At 59.9% G+C, this 25,576-nt stretch carries 23 protein-coding genes and 1 pseudogene; 13 read left to right on the top strand and 11 right to left on the bottom strand.

All coding sequences use genetic code 11. The features are described 5' to 3' along the window. Positions 1–37: 37 nt before the first annotated feature. The 3 genes from QP093_RS05335 to QP093_RS05325 all read right to left on the bottom strand — a co-directional run bounded on the left by QP093_RS05335 (position 38) and on the right by QP093_RS05325 (position 5,515). Positions 38–1,303, bottom strand: coding sequence for a diacylglycerol/lipid kinase family protein (locus QP093_RS05335; RefSeq protein ID WP_285015333.1), 1,266 nt, complete (start codon positions 1,301–1,303; stop codon positions 38–40). A gap of 160 nt (positions 1,304–1,463) precedes the next feature. After that, positions 1,464–2,474 carry a DsbA family protein gene (locus QP093_RS05330; protein WP_285015331.1) on the bottom strand — a complete coding sequence of 337 codons (1,011 nt, stop codon included), beginning with the start codon at positions 2,472–2,474 and terminating at the stop codon, positions 1,464–1,466. A 77-nt stretch (positions 2,475–2,551) separates the two neighbouring features. Continuing rightward, entirely contained in the window at positions 2,552–5,515 is a 2,964-nt protein-coding gene (locus tag QP093_RS05325) for a lysylphosphatidylglycerol synthase domain-containing protein (RefSeq protein WP_285015328.1), read from the bottom strand. Between the two features lie 120 nt (positions 5,516–5,635). On the opposite strand from QP093_RS05325, the pseudogene QP093_RS05320 reads away from it, so the two are divergent. Both QP093_RS05320 and QP093_RS05315 read left to right on the top strand, forming a co-directional pair. Next, positions 5,636–6,274, top strand: a pseudogene (locus QP093_RS05320) (DedA family protein); the annotation flags it as partial. Between the two features lie 204 nt (positions 6,275–6,478). Next, positions 6,479–8,836, top strand: coding sequence for a DUF6541 family protein (locus tag QP093_RS05315; RefSeq protein ID WP_285015325.1), 2,358 nt, complete (start codon positions 6,479–6,481; stop codon positions 8,834–8,836). Positions 8,837–8,863: 27 nt separating this feature from the next. Here the strand turns inward: QP093_RS05315 and QP093_RS05310 are convergent, their stop codons facing one another. Both QP093_RS05310 and QP093_RS05305 read right to left on the bottom strand, forming a co-directional pair. Further along, positions 8,864–10,192, bottom strand: coding sequence for a YkvI family membrane protein (locus QP093_RS05310; RefSeq protein ID WP_285015322.1), 1,329 nt, complete (start codon positions 10,190–10,192; stop codon positions 8,864–8,866). A gap of 240 nt (positions 10,193–10,432) precedes the next feature. Next, on the bottom strand, positions 10,433–11,755 hold the full coding sequence (locus tag QP093_RS05305; protein ID WP_285015320.1) for a YkvI family membrane protein: 1,323 nt from the start codon (positions 11,753–11,755) through the stop codon (positions 10,433–10,435). Between the two features lie 247 nt (positions 11,756–12,002). On the opposite strand from QP093_RS05305, the gene serS reads away from it, so the two are divergent. The 5 genes from serS to QP093_RS05280 all read left to right on the top strand — a co-directional run bounded on the left by serS (position 12,003) and on the right by QP093_RS05280 (position 17,914). Beyond that, positions 12,003–13,274 (top strand): serine--tRNA ligase, encoded by a 1,272-nt coding sequence (gene serS, locus QP093_RS05300; protein WP_285015317.1) that lies wholly within the window; start codon positions 12,003–12,005, stop codon positions 13,272–13,274. Continuing rightward, a complete protein-coding gene (locus tag QP093_RS05295; protein WP_285015315.1) occupies positions 13,271–14,176 on the top strand; it encodes an HAD family hydrolase in 906 nt (301 codons plus the stop codon). The genes serS and QP093_RS05295 overlap by 4 nt, the downstream gene beginning before the upstream one ends. 387 nt (positions 14,177–14,563) lie before the next feature. Next, entirely contained in the window at positions 14,564–15,826 is a 1,263-nt protein-coding gene (locus QP093_RS05290) for an ABC transporter substrate-binding protein (RefSeq protein WP_285015313.1), read from the top strand. A gap of 11 nt (positions 15,827–15,837) precedes the next feature. Beyond that, positions 15,838–16,962: a carbohydrate ABC transporter permease gene (locus tag QP093_RS05285; RefSeq protein ID WP_227469227.1), complete on the top strand. Its 1,125-nt coding sequence runs from the start codon at positions 15,838–15,840 to the stop codon at positions 16,960–16,962. 1 nt (position 16,963) lies between these two features. Next, entirely contained in the window at positions 16,964–17,914 is a 951-nt protein-coding gene (locus QP093_RS05280; protein ID WP_285015310.1) for a carbohydrate ABC transporter permease, read from the top strand. Between the two features lie 180 nt (positions 17,915–18,094). On the opposite strand, the gene QP093_RS05275 is transcribed toward QP093_RS05280, so the two are convergent. The 5 genes from QP093_RS05275 to QP093_RS05255 form a co-directional block, all read right to left on the bottom strand. Continuing rightward, positions 18,095–18,484 carry a DUF488 domain-containing protein gene (locus QP093_RS05275; RefSeq protein WP_285015308.1) on the bottom strand — a complete coding sequence of 130 codons (390 nt, stop codon included), beginning with the start codon at positions 18,482–18,484 and terminating at the stop codon, positions 18,095–18,097. After that, complete coding sequence (locus QP093_RS05270; protein ID WP_058237643.1) at positions 18,477–18,905, bottom strand: OsmC family peroxiredoxin; 429 nt, start codon at positions 18,903–18,905, stop codon at positions 18,477–18,479. Before QP093_RS05270 ends, QP093_RS05275 begins: the two co-directional genes overlap by 8 nt. A 148-nt stretch (positions 18,906–19,053) precedes the next feature. After that, positions 19,054–19,347, bottom strand: a complete 294-nt coding sequence (locus QP093_RS05265) for a GNAT family N-acetyltransferase (protein WP_058237644.1) — start codon at positions 19,345–19,347, stop codon at positions 19,054–19,056. After that, entirely contained in the window at positions 19,347–19,589 is a 243-nt protein-coding gene (locus tag QP093_RS05260; protein WP_058237645.1) for a hypothetical protein, read from the bottom strand. Before QP093_RS05260 ends, QP093_RS05265 begins: the two co-directional genes overlap by 1 nt. 376 nt (positions 19,590–19,965) lie before the next feature. Next, positions 19,966–20,694, bottom strand: coding sequence for a hypothetical protein (locus tag QP093_RS05255; protein WP_058237646.1), 729 nt, complete (start codon positions 20,692–20,694; stop codon positions 19,966–19,968). A gap of 201 nt (positions 20,695–20,895) precedes the next feature. Here QP093_RS05255 and QP093_RS05250 point away from each other — a divergent pair, with 201 nt between their 5' ends. Together QP093_RS05250 and QP093_RS05245 are read left to right on the top strand one after the other, a co-directional pair. Next, complete coding sequence (locus tag QP093_RS05250) at positions 20,896–21,420, top strand: peptidylprolyl isomerase (protein ID WP_058237647.1); 525 nt, start codon at positions 20,896–20,898, stop codon at positions 21,418–21,420. Between the two features lie 143 nt (positions 21,421–21,563). Beyond that, entirely contained in the window at positions 21,564–22,469 is a 906-nt protein-coding gene (locus QP093_RS05245) for a rhomboid family intramembrane serine protease (protein ID WP_257525608.1), read from the top strand. Positions 22,470–22,547: 78 nt separating this feature from the next. Here QP093_RS05245 and QP093_RS05240 read toward each other — a convergent pair whose 3' ends face one another. Next, positions 22,548–22,814 carry a cell division protein CrgA gene (locus tag QP093_RS05240; RefSeq protein WP_058237648.1) on the bottom strand — a complete coding sequence of 89 codons (267 nt, stop codon included), beginning with the start codon at positions 22,812–22,814 and terminating at the stop codon, positions 22,548–22,550. Positions 22,815–23,032: 218 nt separating this feature from the next. Between QP093_RS05240 and QP093_RS05235 the strand changes: the two genes are divergently transcribed. The 4 genes from QP093_RS05235 to QP093_RS05220 are packed head-to-tail and all read left to right on the top strand — an operon-like array spanning position 23,033 to position 25,545. After that, positions 23,033–23,860: a DUF881 domain-containing protein gene (locus QP093_RS05235; RefSeq protein WP_285015301.1), complete on the top strand. Its 828-nt coding sequence runs from the start codon at positions 23,033–23,035 to the stop codon at positions 23,858–23,860. Next, entirely contained in the window at positions 23,853–24,614 is a 762-nt protein-coding gene (locus tag QP093_RS05230) for a class E sortase (protein ID WP_082628640.1), read from the top strand. Before QP093_RS05235 ends, QP093_RS05230 begins: the two co-directional genes overlap by 8 nt. Positions 24,615–24,661: 47 nt before the next feature. Then, positions 24,662–24,814: a hypothetical protein gene (locus tag QP093_RS05225; protein WP_257525610.1), complete on the top strand. Its 153-nt coding sequence runs from the start codon at positions 24,662–24,664 to the stop codon at positions 24,812–24,814. Positions 24,815–24,840: 26 nt separating this feature from the next. Continuing rightward, positions 24,841–25,545 carry an anthranilate synthase component II gene (locus tag QP093_RS05220; protein WP_285015297.1) on the top strand — a complete coding sequence of 235 codons (705 nt, stop codon included), beginning with the start codon at positions 24,841–24,843 and terminating at the stop codon, positions 25,543–25,545. Positions 25,546–25,576: the final 31 nt, after the last annotated feature.

Genomic DNA, 25,576 nt, shown 5'->3' with positions numbered 1-25,576 from the left:
GTCAGGCAGATTGCCGAAAGAGCGAGTCCCTTGAGCGTTACTGGCGCGGAACTGCGATATCGACGGCAGACTCGTCAACCCTGACATGTACCGTCGAGGCCGTTCCGACCGGATCCCCGTCGACTTGCACGATGCGCGGCTGATCGACGTCGACCTTGACATCGCGGCACTGGCGAGCTGTCATGTGGCCAGTCGAAGCAGGCAGATCCAGTGGTGTCCATCCTGCTCCCTGCGCAAGAATCTTCCCCGCAACATCTGCCCAGCCAAGCAGACCTGCGCGCACGTCCACTGCCACCACGTCGAGGAGTCCGTCAGTCGGATCCGCATCAGGTACCAGCACCAGGTAGGGCAGCTCACCACAGTTGGCAACCATGATGGTCCGTGCCGGCACATCGCTCAGTTCTTCAATATCAGGGCGGTCACCCTCGTCTGCCTGCGCGTCGGGGTGTTCTGCCAAGTCAGGAGCCACCGTCGACTGGTCGGCGGAGACGGCATCCTTCAACTTCAGTGACGCCTTCATGCGTTTGCCGTGCAGCGCCTTCACACCGGAAATGACGTAGGCAATCCACCCGATCTTCTTCTTCAGACCAGAATCCGTGTTCGCCATCGTCTCGCCATCAAAGCCCATTCCGGCAATGACCGTGTAGGCGAATTCATCATCCTCTGCGATGGTGTCACCGTTCGCATCCAGGCGTTCGCGTGCTTCGCGGATCAGCTGGCCTTCAGCGGCCAGGTCGCCAACCTCGTCCGGATCTTCCATCCGCAGCCACGCCAAGTCACCGTGAATAAAGGTGCTGCCCAGCGCAATACGGATGGCTTCATCCAGGTCGTCGGTGGGAATATTCAAGTTGCGTGCCAGCAGGTTGCCGGTTCCGGCGGGGATGATTCCCATCGGCACGCCGCTGTGAGCCAGGCTGGCCGCAACTGCACGCACGGTCCCATCACCGCCAGCAGCGATGACCAGTGATGCGCCCTTCGTCAGGGCCTCAATGGCCTGCCCGGTGCCGGGATCTTCCTCGCTTGTCTCAATCCACTCGATGTGGGAGACGTTGCATGAGCGCGCTACTTCTTCGACGTGGGCCTGGAACTGTTTAGTGTCGGACTGTTTTGCAGGGTTGAACACGACCCACACGTTCTCCAGCGTCTTGTCGCTCTCATGGGTGTTGACGTCGAACTGGGCGTCCTGGCGCGCATTTGAGCGCGATTGCTGGAAGGCGAGCCAGCGTACGACCAACACCAGACCAGCTGCTGTAGCGCCAGCCGTGGCCAAACCGATCCATCGTGAAAGATTGATGCGTCCCATGAAAAGCTCCTATCTGACGGTGCGACTGTCTGGACTGTGCAGCTTCGAGTTCCCAGCGGTGCGGACGGGCCGGCCCGCCAGTCCTGTTCGACTCTCTGCCACCTTCTACCTCTATTGTCGGGCAAAGTGGGCGCAGGGGCGCGGCGGTTAATCCTTCTGCCTAATTCTCTGCCGCCGGCTCGATCGCCTTGCCGGCTTCAGCAGCCTGATTCTCGATGGTGCGGATGAAGTAGTCAACAGGGTAGACACCTGTCAGGTACGCGTTGTTGATGAAGAACGAGGGTGTTCCCGTCAACCCCACTGATTTGCCGTGCTGCGTATCAGCCTGGACGGCGTCCTTGATCTTCTCGGACGTCAGGTCGGCGCGGAATTGATCCAGGTCTGCCACACCTACCTGCTCAGCAATCTGCGTGACGGACTCTTCAGTGTAGGACGCATGATCTTGCGTGGGAGCCTGAGCGAAAACCGCTTCGTGGAATTCGACGTACTTGCCCTGCAGGCCGGCTGCCCGTGCAGCGGCGGCAGCGATGTCAGACCCCTTGTCGGAGAAGATCACCATGTCGCGGTACTCGATGCGCAGCGTCCCATTGTCAATCAGTTCCTGAAACTTGGGCTCAACCTCCTGGGCGTACTTGGCGCACATGGGGCACGAGTAATCCGAGTACTCGACCATCACGACGGGAGCGTCGACCTCGCCGCGCGCCATCGGGTCGTTGGGATCGCGTCGTGGCTCATCGGCCAGAATCTTCAACGCCTCCTCATTGGTCTGCGAGGGAGCGTAGTCCAGCTGCTGTTGAGTGGTTGCGGATTCAGAGTTTTCACCTTGCTGCGATGCCGCCTCGTCCTGTGTCTGCGAGGACGCCTCGCCTTGTGCCTGTGACGGCTGCGGCGCGGTGCTTCGCCCAACGAACACTCCGGCGGCGAACGCCAGGACCACTGCCAAAACAGCGGCAATGGCGACCAGGACGGATGACGAGGAGCGCGACGACTGTGAGCGCGCCGCACGAGCATCAGTGCCGTGCGTAGCTGATCCTGCTGGTGCGGAATTCTCGTCTGCACCAGTAGAGCCGGTGGAGGAGGCTTGTGAGCCGGAGACGGGCACGGTGCGCGTCAAATGTGAATCTGCGCGACCAGATGATTCAGAATCAGAAGAAGTACGCTGATTGTCCATACACGCACATTATCGCGTTTTAGGCGGCCACGTCGGTCGAGCCATCTCCGGTGCACAACGCGATGCGATCCGAAGATTCAGAGCAGATCCTTCTTCTGCATGATCTTGAGGGCCGCCCATCCGAAGGGGATACGACCGTAGAAGGTCACCAGTCGGTACAGGACGGCAGTGGACAGTGCCACCGAGACGGGGATGCCGGCAACCTGCAGTCCGCCGGTCAACGCAGCTTCCACCGGACCGATACCGCCAGGCGAGGGGATCACTGATCCCAACGAGTTCGACGCCAGATATGTCACCGCCAGGGTCAGCAGGTTGAGCTCACCGCCGAAAGCCTTGAGCGCTGCCCAGAACGCGCCGACGAAGCCGATATTCATCACGATGTTTCCACCCAGGACGGCGGCGATACGCTTGGGCTGACCCACGATCCAGATCAGACGCGGGTAGATCTGCTTCCACGTCGGCTTGATTTTTGCCCACAGCCACCTGCGCAATTTCGGCACTGCGAGTGCTGTGGCAACCACCGCCAGTACTGCGACCACGATCAGCACGATCGTCGACGTCGGCAGGGAAATGTTGAGCGGTGTGGATGATGCTCCGGTCAGCAAGATGATGAGAAGCAATGCGACAGTTGTCAGGAACTGGGAGATCTGCATGAGCGTGACCGTGGTGATCGCCATCGGTGTCTCAACTTTTTGCTTATTGAGGAAGCGCAGGTTCAGCGCCGCAGGACCGATACCGGCAGGAGCCACGACCGTGACGACTGATGCCGCAATCTGTGCCAGGGTCGCGTCGGACAGTTTGATTTTCTCGGTAGACAGCGCCACCAACGGCACGGCAGCACCGAACCACGTGAGCGCACCCAGGATGAACGCGATGAGAATCCACACCGGGCTGGCCGACGTAACTGCGTCAGCGATTTCGCGGAAGTTCATCGAGCCGAGCACGACGATGAGGGCCACCGCCAGGATCGCGACCGTGATAATCGTCTTCGGGGCGAAGCGTTCAAGTTTCAAAAGCTGGGCGGATTCGTTCTTCTCATCGCCCACAATCGCAGTTCGCAGATTTGCCAACGTTTCACTCTTACGCACGGCGCGGCTGATCTGCGCGGGCAGCACCGCGCCTTGCAACACCGGCGCGCTGGCCTTGAGTTCACGGATGCCTACCGCGCGCACCGCACTTTCCAGGGCGCGTTTTTCACCCACGCACACCGACAGCAACACCAGCATCTGAGCAATGTCGATCCTGCGGTTGAGCTCGTTCGTTGCCACTTCGCCCTGATCCCAGCCGAGCAGCCATACCTGTCCGGACGCGTCCAGCATCACCGAGTCGAACGTGAGATCGCGGTGCGTGATCGACCGGGAATGCGCCAGGAGTAACTGATTCCACACCTGATCCAGTACGTCGTCAGACAGGAGGTGATCAGGCGAATCCTTGAGCGTTGTCACCGGCGGGATCGCCTTGGATGCCACCAGGATTGAATCGCCTACTTGGGCCATTCCCAGTGGTTCAGCAACATGCACGCCCGCTCTGTGCGCAGCCAGCGTCGTCAGCGTGGAGCGTTCAGCGTTGGCTTTCAGCGACGGCGAGACCCATCGTGATATCCCGCGCAGACGCAGATTGTTCCATACGTCGATCAGCGTGCCTGTCAGTTCGCGACCCGGATCAAGCACCTGTACTTCCCACAGCCTGCCGTGGTCATCCCACACCGCATAGTGGCGGGCGTCGGGGCGTTGCGGGTAACGCGTGACGGTGTATTCAACCAGGTCCACATCGGTGGTGAAAATGTGCAGATCCTGGCGCGTGGAAGTGACGTCAGCTTCCTCATCAGTGGAAGTGGTCACCTCATCGGTCACGTCAGTTTCAGGCGTGCCGGCATTGGTCGTCTCGCTGCCGGCTTGCACCGCGGTCGATCCTGGCCGAGCACCCACTAGTGCCGTATCGCGCCCCGGCTGCATGTCGGCCCCACTGATTGCCGAGGCAGACCCGTCCCCTGTTGGATGGCGATCCGGATTGACGCGCCGTGAGTCTACCTCGTCAATCTTCCACGTCACCAGCGGCGAGGTTGACGTTTCCAGGTCGGAACGGATGATCCGCGAGGGGACAATGCCGATCGACAGCAAGCCTTCGACAATGTCGATTCCAGTGGCACGCTGATCCTCGAAACCGAGGACCCATCGTGCCAGTGAGCCGATCATACGGCCAAGCAGCAGGGAGACGAGCGCTGACGGAAGGCTCATGGTGCCGCGAATGACGCCGAAAAATGCGACGACCGCCAGACCGAGCCAGCCGTAGCGGATGGAACGCATATGCGTCGTTTCGCCGGCTGTGGTGAATAACGCGGCAAGCGTCATGAGGACCAGGTTGATGGCGGCGTGTGCGCCGAAGGTGCCGGTGGCACCTAACGGAGCCGTGAAATCGGCAGGTACATGATCGAGCACTATCATCAGAACCCAACCAGTGAACGTCGCGATCGCCGCGGTCAGGAGTGTTTCGATGATGGTGGTGAGTCTTCCTCGCCGGGCAAGCGCGCCCACGATGACGATAGGGCCGGCCAGAATGATCAGGCCCTCGATCAGCGTGACGGGCAGCAGGAAAATGGCTCGCAGAGCGCCGGCAAAGACGTTGCGCACATCGTCGGTGACCCCTTGCGTGGTTGAATGGGCGTACATACCCAACACCCACACCAGTGCGATTCCCAGGAGTGCGAGGATAACGTCGGTCAGATCCTCACGTCGGCGCGTGCGCTCCTCATGACGGTCAGCGAAATACGCGGGCCGCGACAGGCGCGGAAGGGGAGCGGTCGCGCGTTGAGTGGCGGCGAGCTGGTCGATCGACAGGTCATCGATGGACGCGTCGGGGTTTGAGCCGGGCGGCTCAGTGTCAGTCTTGGCAGAAGCGTTCGTGGTGGATCCGTGCGGTGTGGGCGTCGACGGGCCTGACGTCGCGGAGGGCGATGCGGATGTGGGTGTGGCTGAGCCAGATTCGACCCAATCGGATGTCGTCGACTGGGGTGCCGTCGAATCCGCGCCCTTCAAAGTCATACGATCTATCCTAATGGCGCAACGCCTATTCGTGCAGTAACACATATAGGGTAGTGCGTGCACCGTTTTGAGGTGTTATGCCCCGCTAATGAAAGGGAACTTGTGCTGGCTGTAACCGTGATGCCAACCGATCAATCGTGGTTGACAACCGTCATCGGTTGGTTCCACGATCCCGAATCCTTGCTGCTCGCGATGGGTCCGTGGGTGCTGTGGGGCACGCTGCTGATCGTCCTGATCGAATCGGGCATTCTGTTCCCGGTGCTGCCTGGCGACTCCCTGCTGTTCACGGCCGGTCTGCTTCATGAGCGCTTGGGGCTGCACCTGCCGACCTTGATTGCACTGACGTTCGTCGCTGCGTTTATCGGCGCACAGATCGGCTATTGGCTGGGGCATCGATTCGGGCGGCGTCTCTTTTCTGACAATGCGCGGATTTTGAAGACCGAGCATTTGCACCAGGCTGAACGCTACTTCGTGAAGTATGGCGGGCGCTCGCTGGTGATCGGGCGTTTCATCCCGTTTGTGCGCACATTCATTCCGCTTGCCGCCGGTATCGCGCGCTACCCGTACGGCAAGTTCGTCATCTATAACTCGCTGGGCGCTCTGGCCTGGGGCGTGGGCATCACATGGGCCGGCTCCGCGCTGGGCGGTATCCAATTCGTTCACGATAATTTGTCAGTCATTATCATCCTGATCGTCGTGGTCTCGGTCATCCCCATGATCGCCGAGTTCGCCATTCAGCGTGTCCGTCAGTCTCGCAAAGGTCGCGCTGAAGCAGCCGAAGCATCCGCGCAGGTGTCGGATGCAGTCGATGCCGCTTCTGAGGCTGCTGATCGCAGGTCCGGGTCAGTCAGCTCTGGTCCCGAAGCTGTCGACCCGAAGCCTGAGGCATTTCGGCGGGCCAGCAGCACGGCAATTGACGAGGGTGACCCGACCGGCACCGATCGCGCCACAGAAAGCTGATTCATGAACTGGGTTGCATGGTTGGGGCTGATGCCACTGGTGATCGCGATGGTTGTCATCGCAATCCTTCCCGGCTATTTCTGGGTGCGCACACAGATCCGTTCATCGGTGGTGGCTGCCGCAGCCGGACCGGCACTCACTGTCGGAACCGTGTCGATCCTGTCGATGATCTGGCATGCGCTGGGAGTTCCGTATACCCGCGCTACCGTTATGCCGGTCCTGGCATTGCTGACCTGCGCCGGAGCTGCGGTTTATGTGCTGCGTCGGCGCGCAAACCCTGAACATGGCGAACTGCTTGGAGACAGCCTGGTGGCGCGGCCACCACTGCGGGCAGATGCGCCGGCCTCGCACGCCTACCGCATTCTGTCGCGCAGAGCGCGCGGCGCAATCTGGTTCATGGTGTTTGTCGGCTGGGTGCTGGCCGCACTGCCCATGCTGATCGCGGCCAATCCGCGTGATCCCGTGCAACAGTGGGACTCTGTTTTCCACGTCAATGGTGTGTGGTCGATTCTGGAGACCTCACGTGCGGATCCTTTCGGAGGGTTGGCACCTCTGTACGGTGGACGTGAAGTTTTCTACCCGAACGCCTGGCATGCGTTCACGGCGCTGTTCGCCACGCCCGAAACCGTGATTCAAACGTCAAACGCGGCCTCGCTGGCACTGATGGCGCTGTGGGCGATCGGTGGCACAGCGTTCACTGCTGTCGTCACCACTTCACGGGTTGCCGTTGTCGTGGCACCCGTTGCTGCGGGCTGCATGCTCTCCATGCCGGCTGACGCCCTGACCATGTACAACCAGTGGCCCAACGCGTTGGGAGTCATCCTTCTGCCGGGAATTGCTGCAATGAGCCTGGTCTGGGGCAGGCGGTTGGCGCGATCGACCGATCGTGGGTTGGCTGGCGCGTTTGCACATCTTCCGCTGGGAGGGCTGATTGCCCTGGGCTTCGTCGGCATGGTGCTCGCCCACCCCACGGCCGCGTTTTCACTGGCTGTGCTGCTGATTCCACCGATCATTGCGTCCATGTTCATCCTCGTCAGGCGCTCCGCGTGGATCGGTCACTACGGCGTGGCTGCGGCAACAGGGGTGGTGTGCGTGGTGGCGGTGTGCGCGCCGCTGTGGATGCTGGGTATGGATCGCGTGCAGGCGATGGGGGATTACCCGAGGCGGGGCATTTCTTACGAGCAGGCTTTCTCGACCTTCCTGACCCCTTATCCGCCTTTCACCCGCACCATCGGCTTGATCTTGACCATCACGATCACCGCGGTGCTGATGCTGATCGGCATCATTGCGCTGATCCGCGGCGCATTTGTGTGGTCTCGAGTGGTCAAGAACGACATTCCCACCTGGCCGTGGCCGTCAGTGCCGCAGCCCGAGGCAGTAGTGCCTTCCGGCGCAGCGGCCCCCTCCGACGAGGCAGCGCAAACCGATGCAGCACTCCACTGCCAGACAGCAGATCCTCACGATGCGGCAGAGCAGCCCTCGGCAATGCTGCAGGATTCGACGGAGCCGCCCTCGTCGACGGCCTCCATGACCGTGAGCGAACGAGCCGACCTGTGGATCGCAACGCGCCAGCGCGTGCGCGAATCGTATGGGCCGCGTCCGACAACCTGGCTCATTGTCTCTTTCCTGCTGTTCGCGGCACTGACTTTCATGGCGTATGCGCCAGATTTTCCCGGACGCACCTACCTGCTGGCACCGTGGTACATGGATGCTCGTCGCATCATGGGGGTACAGAACCTCACGATGATTCCTCTGATCGCGTTCGGTTTCGAGCAGCTCGTGAACTGGGTGCGCTCGCACAGGGTGCGCGCCGCTGACGAGCATCATGCGCAATCGTCACTGTGGCGGGTCGGCGCACTGCTCGGCGTGTGGATCGTTGCCATGTCACTGGGCGGCGCGATGGATGCTCGGGTGTGGGCGGTGCGATACGTGTACGACGCAGATCACCTGGGCAAACCCGGAATGTCAACGAACGCGGAGCTGAACATGTTCCGGCGCATGCCTCAGACGGTGCCAGAAGATGCGTTGATCGTCGGAGATCCCATCGCCGGCGAGGCCTACTCGCTGTCGATCGGACAGCGTCAGGTCGTGTTCAGGCAACTGTCGACGGTTAACAAGGACACGGTTTCGCAAGATATCCTGCGCCGATCCTTTAATGAGATCCACACCAATCCCGAAGTGTGCCAAGTGGTTCGTGACCTTGGAATCACGCACTTCTTTGAGGACGAAGATGGCCAGTACTACAACTTCGCACGCTCCTCGCGAATGCCAGGGTTCTACAACGTGGACACATCCCACGGCTTCGAGCTGGTCGACACTGGCGGCACGGCGAAACTGTACCGCATCACTGCCTGCGACTGACGAAGCGCAGGGCGCGCGGAGTATGACTCAGTGCTTGTCAGCTGAGACCTGCTCGCCGGCTTCTGTGGCAGCCTGGTTTTCCTGACGGTCGGCTATCGACTCCCAATCGTCGTGGTCGATGCCTTCTTCTTCAAGTTCCTCCGCGGCGACGGCCCCCATCGCGTCGACCAGTTCGACGTTTTCAACATCGGAGTCCTCGACTTCGTGGCGCAGCTGCCTGGCGTGTTTGCGGGAAAAACCGCGATCGAGGCGCAGACGGCGACGTATCAACTTGAGAATGCGGTCGCGTCGCTCCGACTCGTCGATGATGTCCTGGCGAGTCTTGATCCACGAGTAAAACAGCACCACCATCAGCACGATGCCGCAGTACCCCAAGATCGGGAAGAGCTTGTTGACCAGCTCTTTGAACCCGAGGAATGACAGCCCGAACCCTGCCACTGTCAGCGCCAGCAAGATGACGCGGAACCGCATGTCGCCACCGTTGGAGAAACGCTTGGCTAACGCGTAGAACATGGCAATCGCGGTGTTGAAAATCATCAGGAACGTCACGATTGCCATCGCAAAGCCAAACCACGGATGGATGTGGTTGACTAGTGCCAGCATCGGCATGTCCTGGTCATACACGGTCGTCATTTGCGTCAGCAACGCGCCGGCGACCAGTGTGAGCAGTACGCCGTAGACTATGCCGCCGATCATTCCCCCGCGCCCGGCAACCTTCAGATCCGTGATGTCACCGCCCATGACGATCGCCATCGACACAACGGTGGACAGACACACGCCCACGTAGTTCAGGGTCGAAATATGCCACGCCGGAAGGGCCGTGTCCACCAGCTGCGCAGACTCGTGGATATCCTCCCACGCCGCATCAATGTGCGTGAATGACCAGATCACCACGATGAGGACGCACAGGATCAGCACGGGCGTCATCATGCCGATGATCTTCGTAACCTTGTCCACATCCAGCATTCCCACCAGCATGACCAGCACCGTGATGATCGCGGAACCCATCCATGTCGGCAGTCCAAACTGCTGTTCGAGATTCGAGCCGCCACCCGCAATCATGACGAAACCCAGGCTGAAGAGCGTAAACGTGATGATGATGTCGAACAGGCGGGCAAGGAATGGATGTGCCACCCCGCCGAATACCACGTTGTGGTCGCTGGCCAGAAAGTATGATCCGAGCTGAACGACCACCAGACCTGCGAATGAGAACACCGCACCGGTGATGACGGCGCCGACGATGCCCCACACCCCAAATCCGGAAAAATACTGCAGAACTTCCTGGCCTGAGGCGAAACCTGCACCAACGGTGATGCCGATGAAGGCAAGGGCAACAGTCAAGACTTTTTTATTCATGAACGGCTTTCGACGCGAACATTTCCTTTGATACTTTAACCTGCTTTGCTCGTTCACATGCGACTTTTATGCCGGGCGCCAGCGGCAGCGATCGGCCAGTTCGGCGATTCTTCCTTGTGTTCGCCGCTATTGACGAGGGTGGCTTCCACCTCCACTGCTGCCACTTAATCCACACGCTTATCCACACATGGGGAAAACTACATCAGTGTCATTCAGCAGATAGCTGTGGCTTGACGTCGCTTATTTCGCCGACACCTCGCCGGTAGGGGCACCAGGTTCGGCCTGGTTCTGCAACACTGATTCACCGTCAAGATCGTCGTGAGCAATACCACGCGCATCAAGGTCGTCACACGTTTCTGATCCGATGGTCCCCACCAGCTGAGCATTTTCAATGGATGAGGCGCTCACTTCGCGGTCCAGACGTGCCTGATCGCGTCTGGAAAACACACGATCCGTGCGTAGTTTGCGTCTGAGCAGACGCGTGATTCGCCCTCGTCGATCAGTTTCCTCGTTAATCATGCGGCGCGTACGAATCCACGAGTAGCCCAGCACGCCCATCAGGATGAAGCCGGCATAACCAATGACGGGGAACAGCCAGGTCACCAGGTTCTTGAAGCCGAAAGCCGACAGGACGGTGCCGGCCACAACCAGCGCCACCAGCACCAGGCGGAAACGGCCGGTGCTTCCTGTGGAGAAACGCGAAGCCAGCGCGTAGAACATGCCGATCGCAGAGTTCAGGATCATGCCGAAAACAACCAGTGCCATCACGTGCCCCGCCCACGGTGCCGCGCTGGCGGCCAACGCCAGCATCGGCATGTCATCGCGGTACACGGTCGGCACGTGCACATACAGCGACACCGTGATCGCCAGCAGGAGGACTCCGAAGAACACGCCGCCGAGAAGGCCGCCAAAGCCGGCCACTTTCGGATCGGAAATATCGCCACCGATGACGATCGCCATTGACGCCACCACGCATAGGTTCATTGCCACGTAGTTCAGTGACGACAATGACCAGTGCGCAATGGTGGTGTCAACCAGCTGCGTTGAAGCGTGGATGTCACTCCAGGTGGCGTCGATGTGTGTCAGCGCGTAGATGGTCACCGCCAGGACGCAGATGATCAGCACCGGTGTGAGCGCGCCGATGATGCGCGTAACCCTGCTGACATCCAGAAACCCCATCGCCAGAACAACCACGATCACGATCGCTGAGCCAACCCATGTCGGCAGGCCGAACTGCTGATTCAGGTTCGTTCCTCCGCCGGCAATCATGATGAAACCAATTGAAAAAGCTGTGACAGTGACGGTGACGTCGAACAGGAATGCCAGAACCGGGTGCGCCACCTCGCCGAACACGACTTTGTGATCGCTGGCCAGGAAATAGGACCCGAGCTGGACAATCACGAAACCTGCGAATGAAAACACAATGGCAGCGGCCAATGCGCCGACCAGGCCCCACGGACCAAAACCGACGAAGTATTGAAGGACTTCCTGCCCGGAGGCAAAGCCTGCACCCACGGCGATCGCAATGTACGCCATGGCAACGGTCAGGACTTTCTTATTCATCTGTCGATCCGTTCCCGGGTCGCTTCCTCGCTGATGGGCACCTCCATAGCGCCGGCGCACCGTCGCGGCGTGGCACACGCCGCGGGGAAAGTCGCCCTCGTCAGTGACCCGAAGTAGTGATACCCACGAACTATAGTTGACCAGCCCTGCCGTGTGCGCGCGATTGAGGGGCGTCACCGCACATGCCCGCGGCCCCTCCCCGCTGGCGCGGTAGTAACGGGCGGTGTATCTGAACTACCATGAACACATGATTGATATGCGTGCCTTGCGAGAAGATCCCGAACCGGCCCGCGCCTCACAGCGTGCGCGCGGCGCAGACGTGGAACTGGTGGACCGAATCCTCGAAGCCGACACGAAGCGGCGTGAACTGCTCCAGGAATTCGAGCAGCTGCGCTCGCAGCAAAAAGAGGTCTCTCGATCTGTGGGGCGTGCCAGCAAGGAAGAGCGGCCCGCAATCCTGGCTGAGGCCAAGGAACTGGCTGCGCGGGTCAAGAATGCTGAGGCCGCATCGAACGAAGCAGGCGAAGAAGCCGACAAACTGGCACGCATGCTTCCGAACCTGATTCTGCCGGGAGTGCCCACCGGTGGTGAAGAAGACTTCGTGGTGCTGCGCCATGAAGGCCCCGAGCCGCGTGACTTCGCGGCCGAAGGATTCGAGCCGAAAGACCACCTGGAAATCGGTGAAAAACTGGACGCAATTGACGTCGAACGCGGCGCCAAGATTTCAGGATCGCGTTTCTACTACCTCAAGGGAATCGGTGCGCGCCTGGAGCTGGCGATGATGACCATGGCGCTGGATCAGGCTGTCGCTGCAGGTTTCACTCCGATGATGACGCCGACGCTGGTGACACCGCAGGTCATGGGTGGCACAGGATTCCTCAACGAGCATTCCGATGAAATCTACTACCTGCCTGCTGACGATCTTTACCTGGTGGGAACCTCAGAAGTCGCGCTCGCGGGCTACCACATGGGTGAGATTCTGGACCTGAGTGACGGCCCGAAGCATTACCTCGGATGGTCAACCTGCTACCGGCGCGAAGCTGGGGCAGCCGGGCGCGACACGCGCGGCATTATCCGTGTCCACCAGTTCAACAAGGCGGAAATGTTCTCGTTCTGCCGCCCTGAGGATGCTGAAGAGGAGCACAAGAAATTCCTTGCGTGGGAAGAAGAGATGCTGGCGAAGATGGAACTGCCCTACCGCGTCATCGATACTGCGGCCGGCGACCTCGGCACCTCGGCAGCACGCAAGTTCGACTGCGAGGCATGGCTGCCGACCCAGCAGCGCTACATGGAGGTCACCTCCACATCGAACTGCACAACCTTCCAGGCCCGGCGCCTGGGCATTCGAGAGCGCCGCGATGGCCAGATGTTCCCGGTTGCCACGCTCAACGGCACACTGGCGACAACCCGCTGGCTCGTCGCGATCCTGGAGAACCATCAGCGTGAAGACGGGTCCGTGCGCGTGCCTGAAGCAATGCGGCCCTACCTGGGTGGAATCGACGTCCTGGAGCCGCGGTGAGCATCCCGCTCCTCACACCGCCCCCGTCCGGCGAGCAGGCCATCCCCTTCGATGAACTCGTCGCGAGGGCCGAGGCCGGCCTGCCCTCGTCGCTTCCCGGCAATCCGACCAAAATCATGGTCGCCCTGGACGTTGACGGCACATTGTTGCTTCCCGAGGGTGCCTCTGAGCGTGTCATCAGCGCATTCCATGACGGTGTTGCTGCCGGAATGAAGATGGTGATCGCCACTGGGCGAGGCGTCAATGCCGTCGACCCGGTCTTTGGCTATCTGAAAGCCAGTCAGGGGTGGGCGGTGTGTTCGAACGGCACCACGATGGGTCAGTGGGATCCCCAGCTCGAGGGTGGTCGACGCGTGGTGCGCCGGCACAGTTTCAATCCCGCAGAAGCAATTGACGCGTTACGCCAGGTCATGCCGGATGCATTGATCGGGTCAGAACGCGACTATGGATACGCTGTTTCTGCGCCGTTCCCACATGGTGAGCTGATCGAAACGTTCCGCGTCGAATCGATGGAGAACCTGCGCAGCACTCCCAGCACCAAAGTTGTTGGCCGTGCGCCGTCGTTGACGCGTGAAGAATTCAGCGAGGCGATCGCGCAGACTGGCCTGGTTGACACGCATGAAGTGGCGATCGGGTGGACGTCCTGGGTGGATGTCGGGCCTCGTGGCTTTACCAAGGCGACCGGTCTGGAAGAACTGGCTGAGTACCTGCAGGTGCCCCACAGCGGCACCGTCACGGTGGGGGATGGAACGAATGACATCCCGATGCTGCAGTGGGCCGCGCACGGCGTAGCGATGGGCGGCGCTGATGAGGACGTGCGCAGTCATGCCGATGCGGTGACCGGATCGGTGGAGAATGACGGCGCTGCTGCTCTGGTTCGCGCGATTTTGAATCGCTTCTGACTCACCGGCTTGTCACGGACCTGAGGACGGCGACTGGCGGCTCGACACGCAAAGGGTGTCTGTCAGGTGTCAAAGAGAATTATTGCTGAAAAAAAGGACCCTCGGCCCCTCACGTTCGTGGCCAATGAGATATAAATGAAGTGGCTTGTCGTAATGGTTACGGCCGATACGAGGAGCACCCGTCACACACGTTGAACGCCGACTCGCTTGCGTATGCCGCAGGGGTGAATGAGCGCTCAGTCCATACATTTGAAGGCAGGAGATGTCACGGTGTATTCACACGCATCGCCCCTAGAGCATTCTCCGCTCGAATCACAGTGCTCATCATCGACGCACACATCCAAGCCAGATGCTCACGGTGCCACACGTCGCCCTCGGCAACCACGAATGCGACGAGCACTGATTGCGGCTCTGGCTGTATGCACATGTGGAGCATTGGCGAGCTGCGGGACGCCCCAGGCGCAGGAGAAAACCGAACTGGATTTTTTCCAGTTCAAAGGTGAAGCCAAAACAGATTTCGAAGAAATCGCGGCTGACTTTGAGGCCGAAAATCCCGACATTGACATAGTCATTAACCAATCGGCAGATGCGGACACCGCGATCCGTACGCTCCTGGTGAAGAACCGCCCGCCGGATGTCATCACCCTGAACGGTAACGGAAAATTCGCTGACCTGGCCCGAGCCGGCGTCTTCCACGACTTTTCAGATGACCCGCTGCTTGAGCACATTAACCCGGCTGTGCAGGACATTCTGGCTGACCTGGGAAATGCGGAAGGCGAAGTCAACGGTGTCGGCTATCTGAACAATGCAGACGGCATCATCTACAACCGCCAGATTTTCAAGGAACAGGGCCTGGAAGTTCCCTCCACATGGGAAGAACTGCTCGATGTGTGTGAAAAGCTCAAGGCCGCTGGCATCACACCGTTCTACGGGACGGTGGCCGACGCGTGGACCACACTGCCCTCGTTTAATGGGTTGGGCGCCTACGCCGCGCGCGACGGGTTCTTCGACACCATGCGCGAGCAGGGTACGAATATCGGGCCGGATTCGGCGGTGTCGTTCCAGAAGAACTTCACCGAACCGATGCAGCGCCAACTCACCTTATTCGGATACGCACAGGACGGATGGCGTGCCCGAACCTACGACGACGGCAACGCCGCATTTGCCAACGGTGAAGTCGCCATGCTGATGCAGGGTATCTGGGCGCTCAATCCGATCCGTCAGGCAAACCCCGACGTGGATGCGGCAATTTTCCCGTATCCGGCTCCCGAAGGTGAGGGTGCCGACCAGCGCCTGCTGGTGACTGGCGTGGACGTCGTTGTGACGATGGGGAAGGGGGCAGCGCACCCTGAAGAGGCGCGCCGCTTCTTCGACTACCTCTTCCAGCCTGAAGTCATCGAGAAGGTCGCGAAGTCGCAATCCATGTTCCCCTCCCTCAGGGAAGCTGACTACCCGGATGATCCGGCAATTCAGGAACTGGCTCCGTTCTTCGACGGAGGCCACATCGCAGGATTCGTGGACCACCACGTTCCCGCCTCTATCCGACTGGACCCTCTGGTCCAGCAAGGATTGTTTGATGCAGACCCATCGGTGACACTGCAGCAGCTGGATCGCCAGTGGCGTGAATACGCTGCACGCACTGTGGAGTGAAAGGAAAATCCATGTCATCAACACCTGGTGCTGGCGCCGGATCGCACAATGCCGGCAGCACGGACGGCGAAGACGGCCGCATGGTTGACCTGCCGCCACAGTTGCGCGAACGCATGCGCTCACGCGACACAGCAACGGCGAGTGAACCTGCACGTTCGGTGACCACCACGGCAACGGCTACGGCCGTGTCGGGTACGGCCTCATCGGGCACGCTCTCGGCTAAGTCCTCGGCCTCGTCCGCACGCAGGTCCGGTTCAGATAAGGGGAAGCGACGAACAGTGTCGCCCACCAAGGACCGCACGTACACGATGATTGTCGTGCCCGCGCTCATTGCGTTCGCACTGTTCCATACACTGCCCGTCCTGATCGGCGTGTTCTTCTCGTTCACCAACTATGCCGGATACGGAACGTGGAAATTCGTTGGAATCTCCAACTACATCAACATTTTCCGCGACGAGCGCATGTTCCACGCATATGCGGCCACCTTCATTTTCGCCATCATCGCCACGATCCTGACGAACGTGATCTCACTGATCATCGCCGTGGCGCTGAACTCGAACATTCTGGCCCGTAACTTCTTCAGGGGCGTGTTCTTCATCCCCTACGTCCTGTCGGTGCTGATCATCGGCTACGTCTTCAAGTTCATGTTCTCCACGTCGCTGCCCAAAATCTTCTCGAGCATTCCGCTGTTCAGAGACAACATTTTGACGCACCCGATCGCCGCATGGGGAGCGATCATCACGCTTGCCGTGTGGCAGGCAAGCGCATTCGCGATCATCTTGTACCTGGCCGGACTGCAAACCGTTCCAGACGATGTGTACGAGGCTGCCGCACTGGATGGTGCGAACTCGTGGCAACAGTTCTGGAAGATCACGTTCCCACTGATCGGCCCCTTCTTCACCCTCAATATGGTGCTGAGTTTGAAGAGCTTCCTCCAAGTGTTCGACCCGATCATCGCGTTGACCGATGGCGGGCCCGGCACGGCTACGGAATCAGTGTCCGTCCTGATTTACCGAGGCGGCTTCACCGGCGGTGAGTTCGCCTACCAGACAGCAAACGCGGTGTTCTTCTTCGTGGTGATCACCATCGTGTCGCTGTTCCAATTCAGAATTTTGCAACGTGGGGAGGGAAAGTAACATGACTGCTCCCATGACACCAGGCACACCGATCGAATCAACGTCCTCGTCAGCGTCGTCGCCCTCGACGCGAGGGACAGCCGGGCAGAACTTGACCAACACCTCGACGCGCAAGGTACGCCCTTCAAAGAGGCGCCGCATCAACTGGGTGGCCACGCTGTTTATCCTGTTCACGTCTCTGGGCGTGCTGATCCCGATGTACCTCGCCGTGGTTGTTGCGCTCAAGTCGCCTGATCAGGTGCTCAACGGCAACGGGTTTGAACTGCCGACCTCGATCCGCTGGCAGAACTTCGCGGACGCCTGGGAGCGCGCCGACTTCAAGCACGCGCTGGTCAACACCGTGTTCGTCACAGCACTGACCCTGGTGTTCACGATTTTGACCTCGTCGATCGTGTCCTGGGCGATTGCACGGAACCTGCATAAGCCGTTCTTCAAGGGCGCGTTCTACTACCTGCTGTCGGCACTGTTCATCCCGTTCCCGATCATCATGCTGCCGATCATCAAGCAGATGTCGATCCTGCACCTGGATCGACCCATCGGCATGGTCATCCTGTACACGATCTTCGGATTGTCGATGAACTCGTTCATCTACGTCTCCTACATCCGCTCGATTCCCATTGAGCTGGAAGAGGCGGCGCGCGTGGATGGCGCATCCACATGGCGTGTGTTCTGGCAGGTGATTTTCCCACTGCTCACTCCGATGAATGCGACGGTCGGAATCATCACGTGCGTGTGGGCATGGAATGACTTCATCTTGCCGCTGGTTGTGCTGACCGACCCGGCGCACCGCACGCTGCCGCTGGCACAGTATGTGTTCCAGGGACAGTTCAACCTGGACTACTCGGTGGCATTCGCCTCCTACCTGATGGCGATGGCTCCGCTGCTGCTGGTCTATGTGTTCTCTCAGCGCTGGGTGATCTCGGGTGTAACCCGCGGATCCGTGAAGGGCTGATCCCGTACACATAACTCAAGGGGCGCCTCGGGGTGTGAACTCCGGGGCGCCCCTTGTGTTATTCACATGTGACAGGGGCGACGTCCACAGTCGAACTCGTCAACTCCGTCAAACATGGTTGAACGAGGGCGTCGCTGCGTCGCTACTGAGACGGATGCGCAGTGTCATCGGTTCGTGCTGTCATGGTGATCCGCATTGCTGGCGATCCGCACGCTCAGCGGCAAGTGTGGTGAGAACGTCCTGCAGCACCAGTCCGTGGTTGTGCTCGGGGTCTTTTGCTGCGATGAGCAGCGTGACAACATCACAGGTGAGATGGTTTTCCACGAAGTCGCGTGCAGCTCCGCTGTCAGCCAGTTCCTGACGGTACCTGTGTGCAAACTCCTCAAAACGTTCGGGTCGGTGTCCGAACCAGGTGCGCAGCTGCGGTGATGGTGGCAGGTCTTTGTTCCATTCGTCCAGTGCGGCGCGCTTTTTGGAGATCCCCCTTGGCCAGAGGCGATCGACGAGAAACCGGAGGCCGTCAGATGGCTCCGGGTCCTCGTAGATGCGTTTGAGATGAAACTCAGGCATTCACGACAAGCTCTTTCTTGAGGCCGCCGAGTGCCTTGGAGACGGGGCAGTTGTCCTTCGCCCACTCAGCCTTTTCCTTGAATGCGTCAGCATCGAGGCCGGGAACCTTACCGCTGACGGTGAGTTTGGCTCCGGAAATGCCGTCCTTGGGGTTGAAGGAGACCTCAACAGTGGTGTCGAGGAATTCAGGCGTATGGCCGTTTTCGGTCAGCTCGTTGGTCAGTGCCATCGAATAGCAGGTGGCAAAGGCTGCTGCGATGAGTTCTTCGGGGTTCGTGGTGCCCTGGCCTGGATCAGTGCGCTTGCCCCACGCGACGTCCAGTGTGACCACACCGGATGTTTCGAGTGTCGTTTGTCCGGCGCCGTCTGTCAGGCCACCTTCCCAGTGGGTGCTCGCAGTGCTCACAGTTGAATTCGCCATTGTGACTCCTCTCATAGTGGATGTGCACTTCATGTCTACCCTATTTGCCGGCTCGGCGCGCCCTCAATGGAAATATTCAGCGCGCGGCGAGATTATCCGGGGTGAGGCCATGCGCGTGGGAATGCGGTGCTGGCGCCTGGCGGCGCTGTCACATCCAGCCGAATCTGGCCGGGTGCACCTGAACGTGTTGGCTCATCTGTCGCCGCACGACCGAGTGCACCCAGCGCTCGTAGGTCACGCATTGCAAATCGTTGAATTCGTGATAGGTCAGCAATCCAGCGTCACGGGATCCGAGCCGCTCAAACAGTGCCCGCATGGGCGTGTTTTTCGGATCCGTATCCGCGCGCAGATACCCGTTCGGTGACTGCGTCACAGCGAATTCAATCAGCTTGCGAGCCAGTCCCATTCCGCGAGCTTCTTCGGCAACGATCAGTCGGTGCATCACCCATGTTCCCTCGTTCCCTCGCGCGGAGTCTTCCACGTCAGATTGGCCGCATCGTAAAACGGGCCGGGAGTGTCGTCGATACTCAGATAGGCCAGGACGTCTCCTCTGCTGGCAACCCCCCATCCGTAGCCGCTTCGAATATCTGCCTCAATATGCTCGGTCAATGGATAGATGCCAGATTGCCACTGATCAAGTCCATCGCGCTGCATCCGATCAGCTTCGCGGGCAAACAGCGCCATGATCTGCTCGGTGTCGGCACCGATCGCGCGGAATTGGCGCGCGCCTCAATCAAGCGCTCAAGGTAGAAATCAACAGATCAAGGTATAAGACTTTGAACTATCAACGGGCAAAGGTCTTAGTCAACTGGTCAAGGTGCTACGGGAGCGTCGGATCAACTGGTCAAGGTAAGAGCGCCTCCCCGTGCAGTCTCCTCACAGCCAACTGCAAACCGGCGCCGACCCATGAAAGCAAACCGCGCCCGCCCCGTGAAAGCAAACCGGCGTGGACGTCACGCAGACGCACACGCCGGTCAGCAGTTCACAGCCCTGCGGGCGCTCAGAAAGACGACACCTCGTAAAGGGAGCGTCCCTCTTTCACGTGCCCGCGCTGGAGGCCTTACTTGGCAGCTTCTTCAGCTTCCTTGTTGGCCTTCTCATCGGCTTCAAGCTTGGCCTGAGCAGCCTCTTCAGCCGCAGCCTTTTCCTCGTCGGTCGGGGTTTGCGACGCGCCCTGCGCGTCATCAGCGCTTTCCACCTCAACGTCAGGCAGTTCAACATCGGTGTCCAGGTCAGCCCAGTATTCCTCGGCCCACGGATCTTCGATCGGCTGGCTTCGACGCCACAACAGGTATCCCACACCAGCGGCGCTCAGCCCCAGTGCCGTCCAGCCGAGGCACTTGGCAACGCGGTGTGACTTACGCTTTGGGGTCGGCGTGGTCAACGCATATGATCCGGCATCGGCAGCGCGGCGAGCGCGTTCGATCAGGTCACCGTCAGTCTGAGCGGCAGCCGTTGCTTCCGTCCATGCGCGGTTCACGCGAGGCAGGTAGTCATCTTCGGCACGCTTACGTGCTTCTTCAACCACGGGACGAACCTTGTCTGCAGCATCGCGGGCACGGTCAGTCGCTTCGTCAATGTAAGGTTGGGCAGACTTGCGGGCGCTGTCTGCAGTCTTGCGAGCATTATCCAATACCTCCTGAGCGCGCGGGCCGGCCCAGTCCAAGCCCTGTTCCGCCAGGTCAGCGACCTTTTCGGCAGCGGCATGAGCCTGCTCAGCCAGAGTGGACCCCAGCTGAACGGCATCAGATTTAATCTGCTCCGGATCGAGTTGGTGTTTCTTAGCCATTGATGCCTCCGGATCTTGTTTCTTCATTGCGACGAATGACGCAAAGGGTCTTCCCCCCTATTGTGCACCGTCACACGATTCAATGCACTTTAATCACACCATAAAAGGCCGGCAGACAGTGACCATTTACGTAAAATGCGCGCTGGGCGAACGGCTGCCCACACGCGTGCTCACAGGCGGAAAATCTGTCACTATAGATTCATGCAAGCTATTCTTCATACTTCACAAGGCGATATCCGCCTGGACCTGTACCCCGACCACGCACCGTTCACGGTGAAGAACTTCGTGGGACTGGCAACCGGTGAGCGCGTGTGGACGCACCCCGGCACCGGTCAGGAAATGAGCTCACCGCTGTACAACGGCGTGATCTTCCACCGCGTCATCGACGGTTTCATGATCCAGACAGGTGACCCGCTCGGCACCGGCACAGGAGGCCCCGGCTACCAGTTCAACGATGAAATCCATCCGGAACTGAACTTCAATGAGCCGTATGTCCTGGCAATGGCCAACGCCGGAACCCGCATGGGGAAGGGCACCAACGGATCCCAGTTCTTCATCACCGTCGCCCCGACCCAGTGGCTGCAGGGCAAGCACACGATCTTCGGCAAGGTGGCCGACGATGAGTCACGCAGCGTCGTCGACGCGATCGCACAGGTTCCCACCGACGGACGCGACAAGCCGCGCGAAGACGTCGTGATTGAATCCGTGGAGATTCTTGACAAGTAGACGCGGGCTGATGCCTGCATCATCAATGACGAGGGCGACCACCGGTAAGCTGGATACTGCCAGCCCTGACAGTCGGATGGGACGCCCTCGTCCACTGTGGCGGGCGCAGCCCCTCCAACGGTGAGTTCGAACAAAGGATGAGTATGGCCAAGATACCTCAGTACGGTCAGCGTTCAGACCCGAATGCGGCTCCGCCGTGTCCACGCCACCCTGATGTGCAGTCCATCGACTACTGCAAGGTATGTAACCGGCCGATGTGCCCGCAGTGCCGTGTACCGGTGGAAGTGCGCGCCATGTGTGTGGACTGTGCGAAGAAACGAGGCCGACGCGGACGCCGTCAGATGCGCTGGACTCAAAAACCGACCGTGACGATGGTGCTTATTGGCCTGTGCGCAGTGACATTCGTGGCGATGAAGCTCATTCCGCAGGTCTACAGTTCCCTGGCGTTCATGCCGGCGATCGGATGGCTTGAGCCCTGGCGAATTCTGACGACTGCATTCCTGCATGCCAACGTCCTGCACATCCTGTTCAACCTCGTCGCACTGTGGTTCGTCGGCTCGAGCATCGAGCCTGTGCTTGGATGGTGGCGTTTCCTCATCCTGTATATCGCCAGCGCGATCGGTGGCAGTGCCGGTGTCCTGGCCTGGTGCTTCGTCAGCCGACAAACACTGTTGGTGACCACTGTTGGGGCGTCGGGCGCCGTATTCGGCCTGTTCGCCGCGATTTTCGTCCTTCAGAAGATGAGCGGGATCAATACGACATCGATTCTGATCCTGCTGGCAATCAACCTCGGTTACGGCTTCATCGTGCCCAATATTTCCTGGCAGGCGCATGTCGGCGGCATGATCGTGGGCGCGCTGGTGACGTGGGGCTTTGCGCATATCATGAGGCGCCCGCCGCGTCGCAGGAGCGGTGAGGTCGTCGTCAACCGTCAGGCCGAGGCCACGCGCAAGACACGCATCAGCGCACTGGCCGGTGCAGGAATGCTGATCGCCGTGTGCGCCGTGGTGGCTGTGGAATATGCCGCGTTGCTCGCTTTGAACTACTAGTCGGTTTACGGGCGGACGAGGTGAGGTGAGCGCCGCCGCATGGTAAATGATGTCAGCACGCTCGCCGAGCAGCCGAGCTTACCGCCAGCGCAGCGTCATCAGGAAACCGATCAGCATAATGCCGAAACCGATGACCAGGTTCCACCATGAGATACCGGGGATCGGGAAGCGTGCGGACGAGATGTAGTACACCATGACCCACACCAGGCCAACAATGAGCAGTGTAATGAAAGCCGGAGCCCACCACGATGGGCTCATGGGGATGTCTTCAGTCCATGAGTGGACTTCGGTATCCTGCTCAGCTACTTCGCCGCTTTTGCGCTTGCGTTTTTTCGACTCGGCCACAACCTACTCCTGATCGCTCTCCCGGAATGGGGCCGGGACTTGAATAACTGCCGTGGCGCGTTATGCGCCTGGATATCCTCTAGCGTAGTCTCGGAGTGGGGTATCGGCCAAAGCGATCGACACGCGGTAGTCGTTTTCGGTCTATCTCACTGTGGTCTGCCGCCTGCCAACGTGATGCACCCACCGCTCAGATATGGTCCGACCAGTCAGGAGGGATGATGAGCGACAGCGATTCGCCGCAGTCACCTCCGCCGAGCTATGCCCCGCGTGCGCGGATGGATCCACCACGTAAACGTTCAGGGGAGCGTTCGCCCAAGAGACGAACGTGGAAGAAGATGCGCTCAGCACTGGCAATCCTGGTCGTGATGGTGACCTGCGGCGTCGTCTTCGGCGTAGCGGCCTCCAATACGCGGGGCCAGGCATCAAGCAGCGACGTCAACCTGCTGTCCATGGTGCGAGACAGGCAGGAAACCGTTCAGGAGCTGACAGATCAGCGCAACAGCCTGCGCGAATCCATCCATCGCTACGTGGACACCACCTCATCGAGTGACGATCCTGCAACGAATGAGGGAGCTGCCTCGTCAATCCCGATCGGAACGACTACCGCTGTTCAGGGGCCGGGTGTCACCGTCACGCTCACTGACGCGCCTGCAGATCAGATTTTGCCCGAGGGTGCCCAGCCCGACGATCTGGTGATTCACCAGCAGGACATTGAAGATGTGATGAATGCGTTGTGGCGCGGCGGTGCGGAAGCGATGACGGTGCAGGGCAAGCGCGTCACGTCACGCTCGGTCATTCGCTGTATCGGCAACGTCATCTTGGTGGACGGCACCTCGTATTCACCGCCGTATGCGATTTCCGCCATAGGCGATCCTGATCGCCTCAAGCGAGCAATCAATTCAGATGAGAGAATAATCAACTATAAGAGGTATGTCGTGAAGTACGGCCTGGGCTGGCGTCTGGATGAAGAAAAGGACTTGACATTCACCGCACTGCCCGAAGACACTTCACCTCAGTACGCGCGCATTGTGGAGGATCATGGCTAGTTCAGGCACACCGGCTCACGTCCGGAGGATTGAGAGCGCCCCAGCATCATTGCCGACCCGCATCATCGGAGTGATCGGTGAGTTGCTCATCACCGTTGCCATCATCCTGGGCCTCTTCGCGTTCTGGCAGTTGTTCTGGACGAGCTACCAAGTCAGCGGGCCGGCCCAAGAAACGGTTCTGCAATTCGAACAGGAACACCAGGCCCCGCAAAAATCAGGTGAACGGCGCACGGATGAACCACCGGCGATCGATCAGCCTGCTCCTGGTGAGGTGTACGGCGTTGTTCACGTGCCGAAATGGAACTGGGCAAAGATTCCGCTTGCTGAAGGCACCACTCCCGATGTGCTCGCGAAAGCGTATGCCGGGCACTACGTGGAAACGGCTCAGCCGGGCGCCCTCGGCAATTTCTCTGTCGCCGGGCACAGGCGAACCTACGGCAATAACTTCCGTTTCATTGACCGCCTCGAACCTGGTGACCAGGTCGTTGTTGAAACGGCCAACACGTACTACGTGTACACGATGGACAATTTCGAGATCTACTCCGCCGACGATGAAACAAACATCAAGACGATCGCTCCAGTCCCCGGCGACCTCAGTTTTTCTGAAACCCCTACCGAGCGGTGGATGACGATGACGACGTGCCATCCCGAGTGGTCGAACACGGAGCGATACATCGTGCACCTCAAGCTGGATTCGTGGACGCCCAAGGAAACCGGTGTTCCTGCAGCGCTGGCCAGCGAGCCTGCGAAATGACCGCCGTATTTGTCTTGCCCCGCGTGTGAAGAGAGGATTCGACCAACATGTACGCATGGATTTTCCGCCACCTACCTGGCCCGGCCTGGCTCAAGACCATCGAGGCTGTTTTGCTGATCGTTCTTGTCATCGCCGTGCTGTTCCAATGGGTGTTCCCGTGGTTCCAGTCCACTTACATTGACGGGAACGTCACCGTCTGATGACAACACCTGGAAACGATTCGTCAATGGCCCCAACCGAATCTGCTCCGCGCCAGCGTCGAATCCTGTGCGTGGACAACTATGACTCATTCGTCTGGACCATCGTCGGCTACCTGCGTCACCTCGGCGCGCACGTGGACGTCGTGCGTAACGACCAGGTGGATCTTTCCCTCATTGACGAGGGCGCCTACGGGGCCGCTGCCGATGGTGAGCGTACGTATGACGGCGTGCTCGTCTCACCCGGGCCAGGCCGACCCGAGGAGGCAGGAAGCCTGCTTGATGTGATCGATGTGTGTGCCAGATGGCACGTACCGATGCTGGGAGTGTGCCTGGGGCATCAGGGACTGGGTGAGTATTTCGGAGCGGACGTGGTGCGCGCTCCCGAATTGATGCACGGTAAGACCTCACCGATTACGCACGATGGGCGCGGTGTTTTCGCCGGCGCGGAGAATCCTCTCACCGTCACGCGTTATCACTCGCTGGTTGTCGATCCTGCGACGGTGCCGGAGTGCCTGGAGGTCAGTGCGACCACGGACAGTGGCATCATCATGGCGTTGCGCCACAGAGAGCTTCCTCTTGAAGGCATGCAGTTCCATCCTGAATCGGTGATGACGCGCTCGGGCCACCTCATGCTGGCCAACTGGTTGGCAGCCTGCGGTGACGCGGATGCGCCCAAGCGCGCACGTGAGCTGACACCTGTGGTTGCCGAGCGCTCTGAGCTAACCGACTAACGGGCCGACCGCGGGGCCGGGCACCGAGCCG

It is taken from the genome of Pauljensenia sp. UMB10120 (assembly GCF_030212035.1).
In the GTDB taxonomy this organism is placed as follows: domain Bacteria; phylum Actinomycetota; class Actinomycetes; order Actinomycetales; family Actinomycetaceae; genus Pauljensenia; species Pauljensenia radingae_A.
Note: the sequence above shows the minus strand (reverse complement) of the source record. Positions and strands in the feature narration are given on the sequence as shown.

Coding starts and splice junctions, on each gene's coding strand:
- QP093_RS05255 (WP_058237646.1), bottom strand. CDS start 20,694: ATGGCTAAGAAACACCAACTCGATCCGGAGCAGATTAAATCTGATGCC.
- QP093_RS05330 (WP_285015331.1), bottom strand. CDS start 2,474: ATGGACAATCAGCGTACTTCTTCTGATTCTGAATCATCTGGTCGCGCA.
- serS (WP_285015317.1), top strand. CDS start 12,003: ATGATTGATATGCGTGCCTTGCGAGAAGATCCCGAACCGGCCCGCGCC.
- QP093_RS05290 (WP_285015313.1), top strand. CDS start 14,564: ATGCGACGAGCACTGATTGCGGCTCTGGCTGTATGCACATGTGGAGCA.
- QP093_RS05260 (WP_058237645.1), bottom strand. CDS start 19,589: ATGGCGCTGTTTGCCCGCGAAGCTGATCGGATGCAGCGCGATGGACTT.
- QP093_RS05220 (WP_285015297.1), top strand. CDS start 24,841: ATGGCCCCAACCGAATCTGCTCCGCGCCAGCGTCGAATCCTGTGCGTG.
- QP093_RS05335 (WP_285015333.1), bottom strand. CDS start 1,303: ATGGGACGCATCAATCTTTCACGATGGATCGGTTTGGCCACGGCTGGC.
- QP093_RS05225 (WP_257525610.1), top strand. CDS start 24,662: ATGTACGCATGGATTTTCCGCCACCTACCTGGCCCGGCCTGGCTCAAG.
- QP093_RS05310 (WP_285015322.1), bottom strand. CDS start 10,192: ATGAATAAAAAAGTCTTGACTGTTGCCCTTGCCTTCATCGGCATCACC.
- QP093_RS05265 (WP_058237644.1), bottom strand. CDS start 19,347: ATGCACCGACTGATCGTTGCCGAAGAAGCTCGCGGAATGGGACTGGCT.
- QP093_RS05325 (WP_285015328.1), bottom strand. CDS start 5,515: ATGACTTTGAAGGGCGCGGATTCGACGGCACCCCAGTCGACGACATCC.
- QP093_RS05305 (WP_285015320.1), bottom strand. CDS start 11,755: ATGAATAAGAAAGTCCTGACCGTTGCCATGGCGTACATTGCGATCGCC.
- QP093_RS05315 (WP_285015325.1), top strand. CDS start 6,479: ATGAACTGGGTTGCATGGTTGGGGCTGATGCCACTGGTGATCGCGATG.
- QP093_RS05235 (WP_285015301.1), top strand. CDS start 23,033: ATGAGCGACAGCGATTCGCCGCAGTCACCTCCGCCGAGCTATGCCCCG.
- QP093_RS05280 (WP_285015310.1), top strand. CDS start 16,964: ATGACTGCTCCCATGACACCAGGCACACCGATCGAATCAACGTCCTCG.
- QP093_RS05285 (WP_227469227.1), top strand. CDS start 15,838: ATGTCATCAACACCTGGTGCTGGCGCCGGATCGCACAATGCCGGCAGC.
- QP093_RS05275 (WP_285015308.1), bottom strand. CDS start 18,484: ATGCCTGAGTTTCATCTCAAACGCATCTACGAGGACCCGGAGCCATCT.
- QP093_RS05270 (WP_058237643.1), bottom strand. CDS start 18,905: ATGGCGAATTCAACTGTGAGCACTGCGAGCACCCACTGGGAAGGTGGC.
- QP093_RS05250 (WP_058237647.1), top strand. CDS start 20,896: ATGCAAGCTATTCTTCATACTTCACAAGGCGATATCCGCCTGGACCTG.
- QP093_RS05245 (WP_257525608.1), top strand. CDS start 21,564: ATGGCCAAGATACCTCAGTACGGTCAGCGTTCAGACCCGAATGCGGCT.
- QP093_RS05230 (WP_082628640.1), top strand. CDS start 23,853: ATGGCTAGTTCAGGCACACCGGCTCACGTCCGGAGGATTGAGAGCGCC.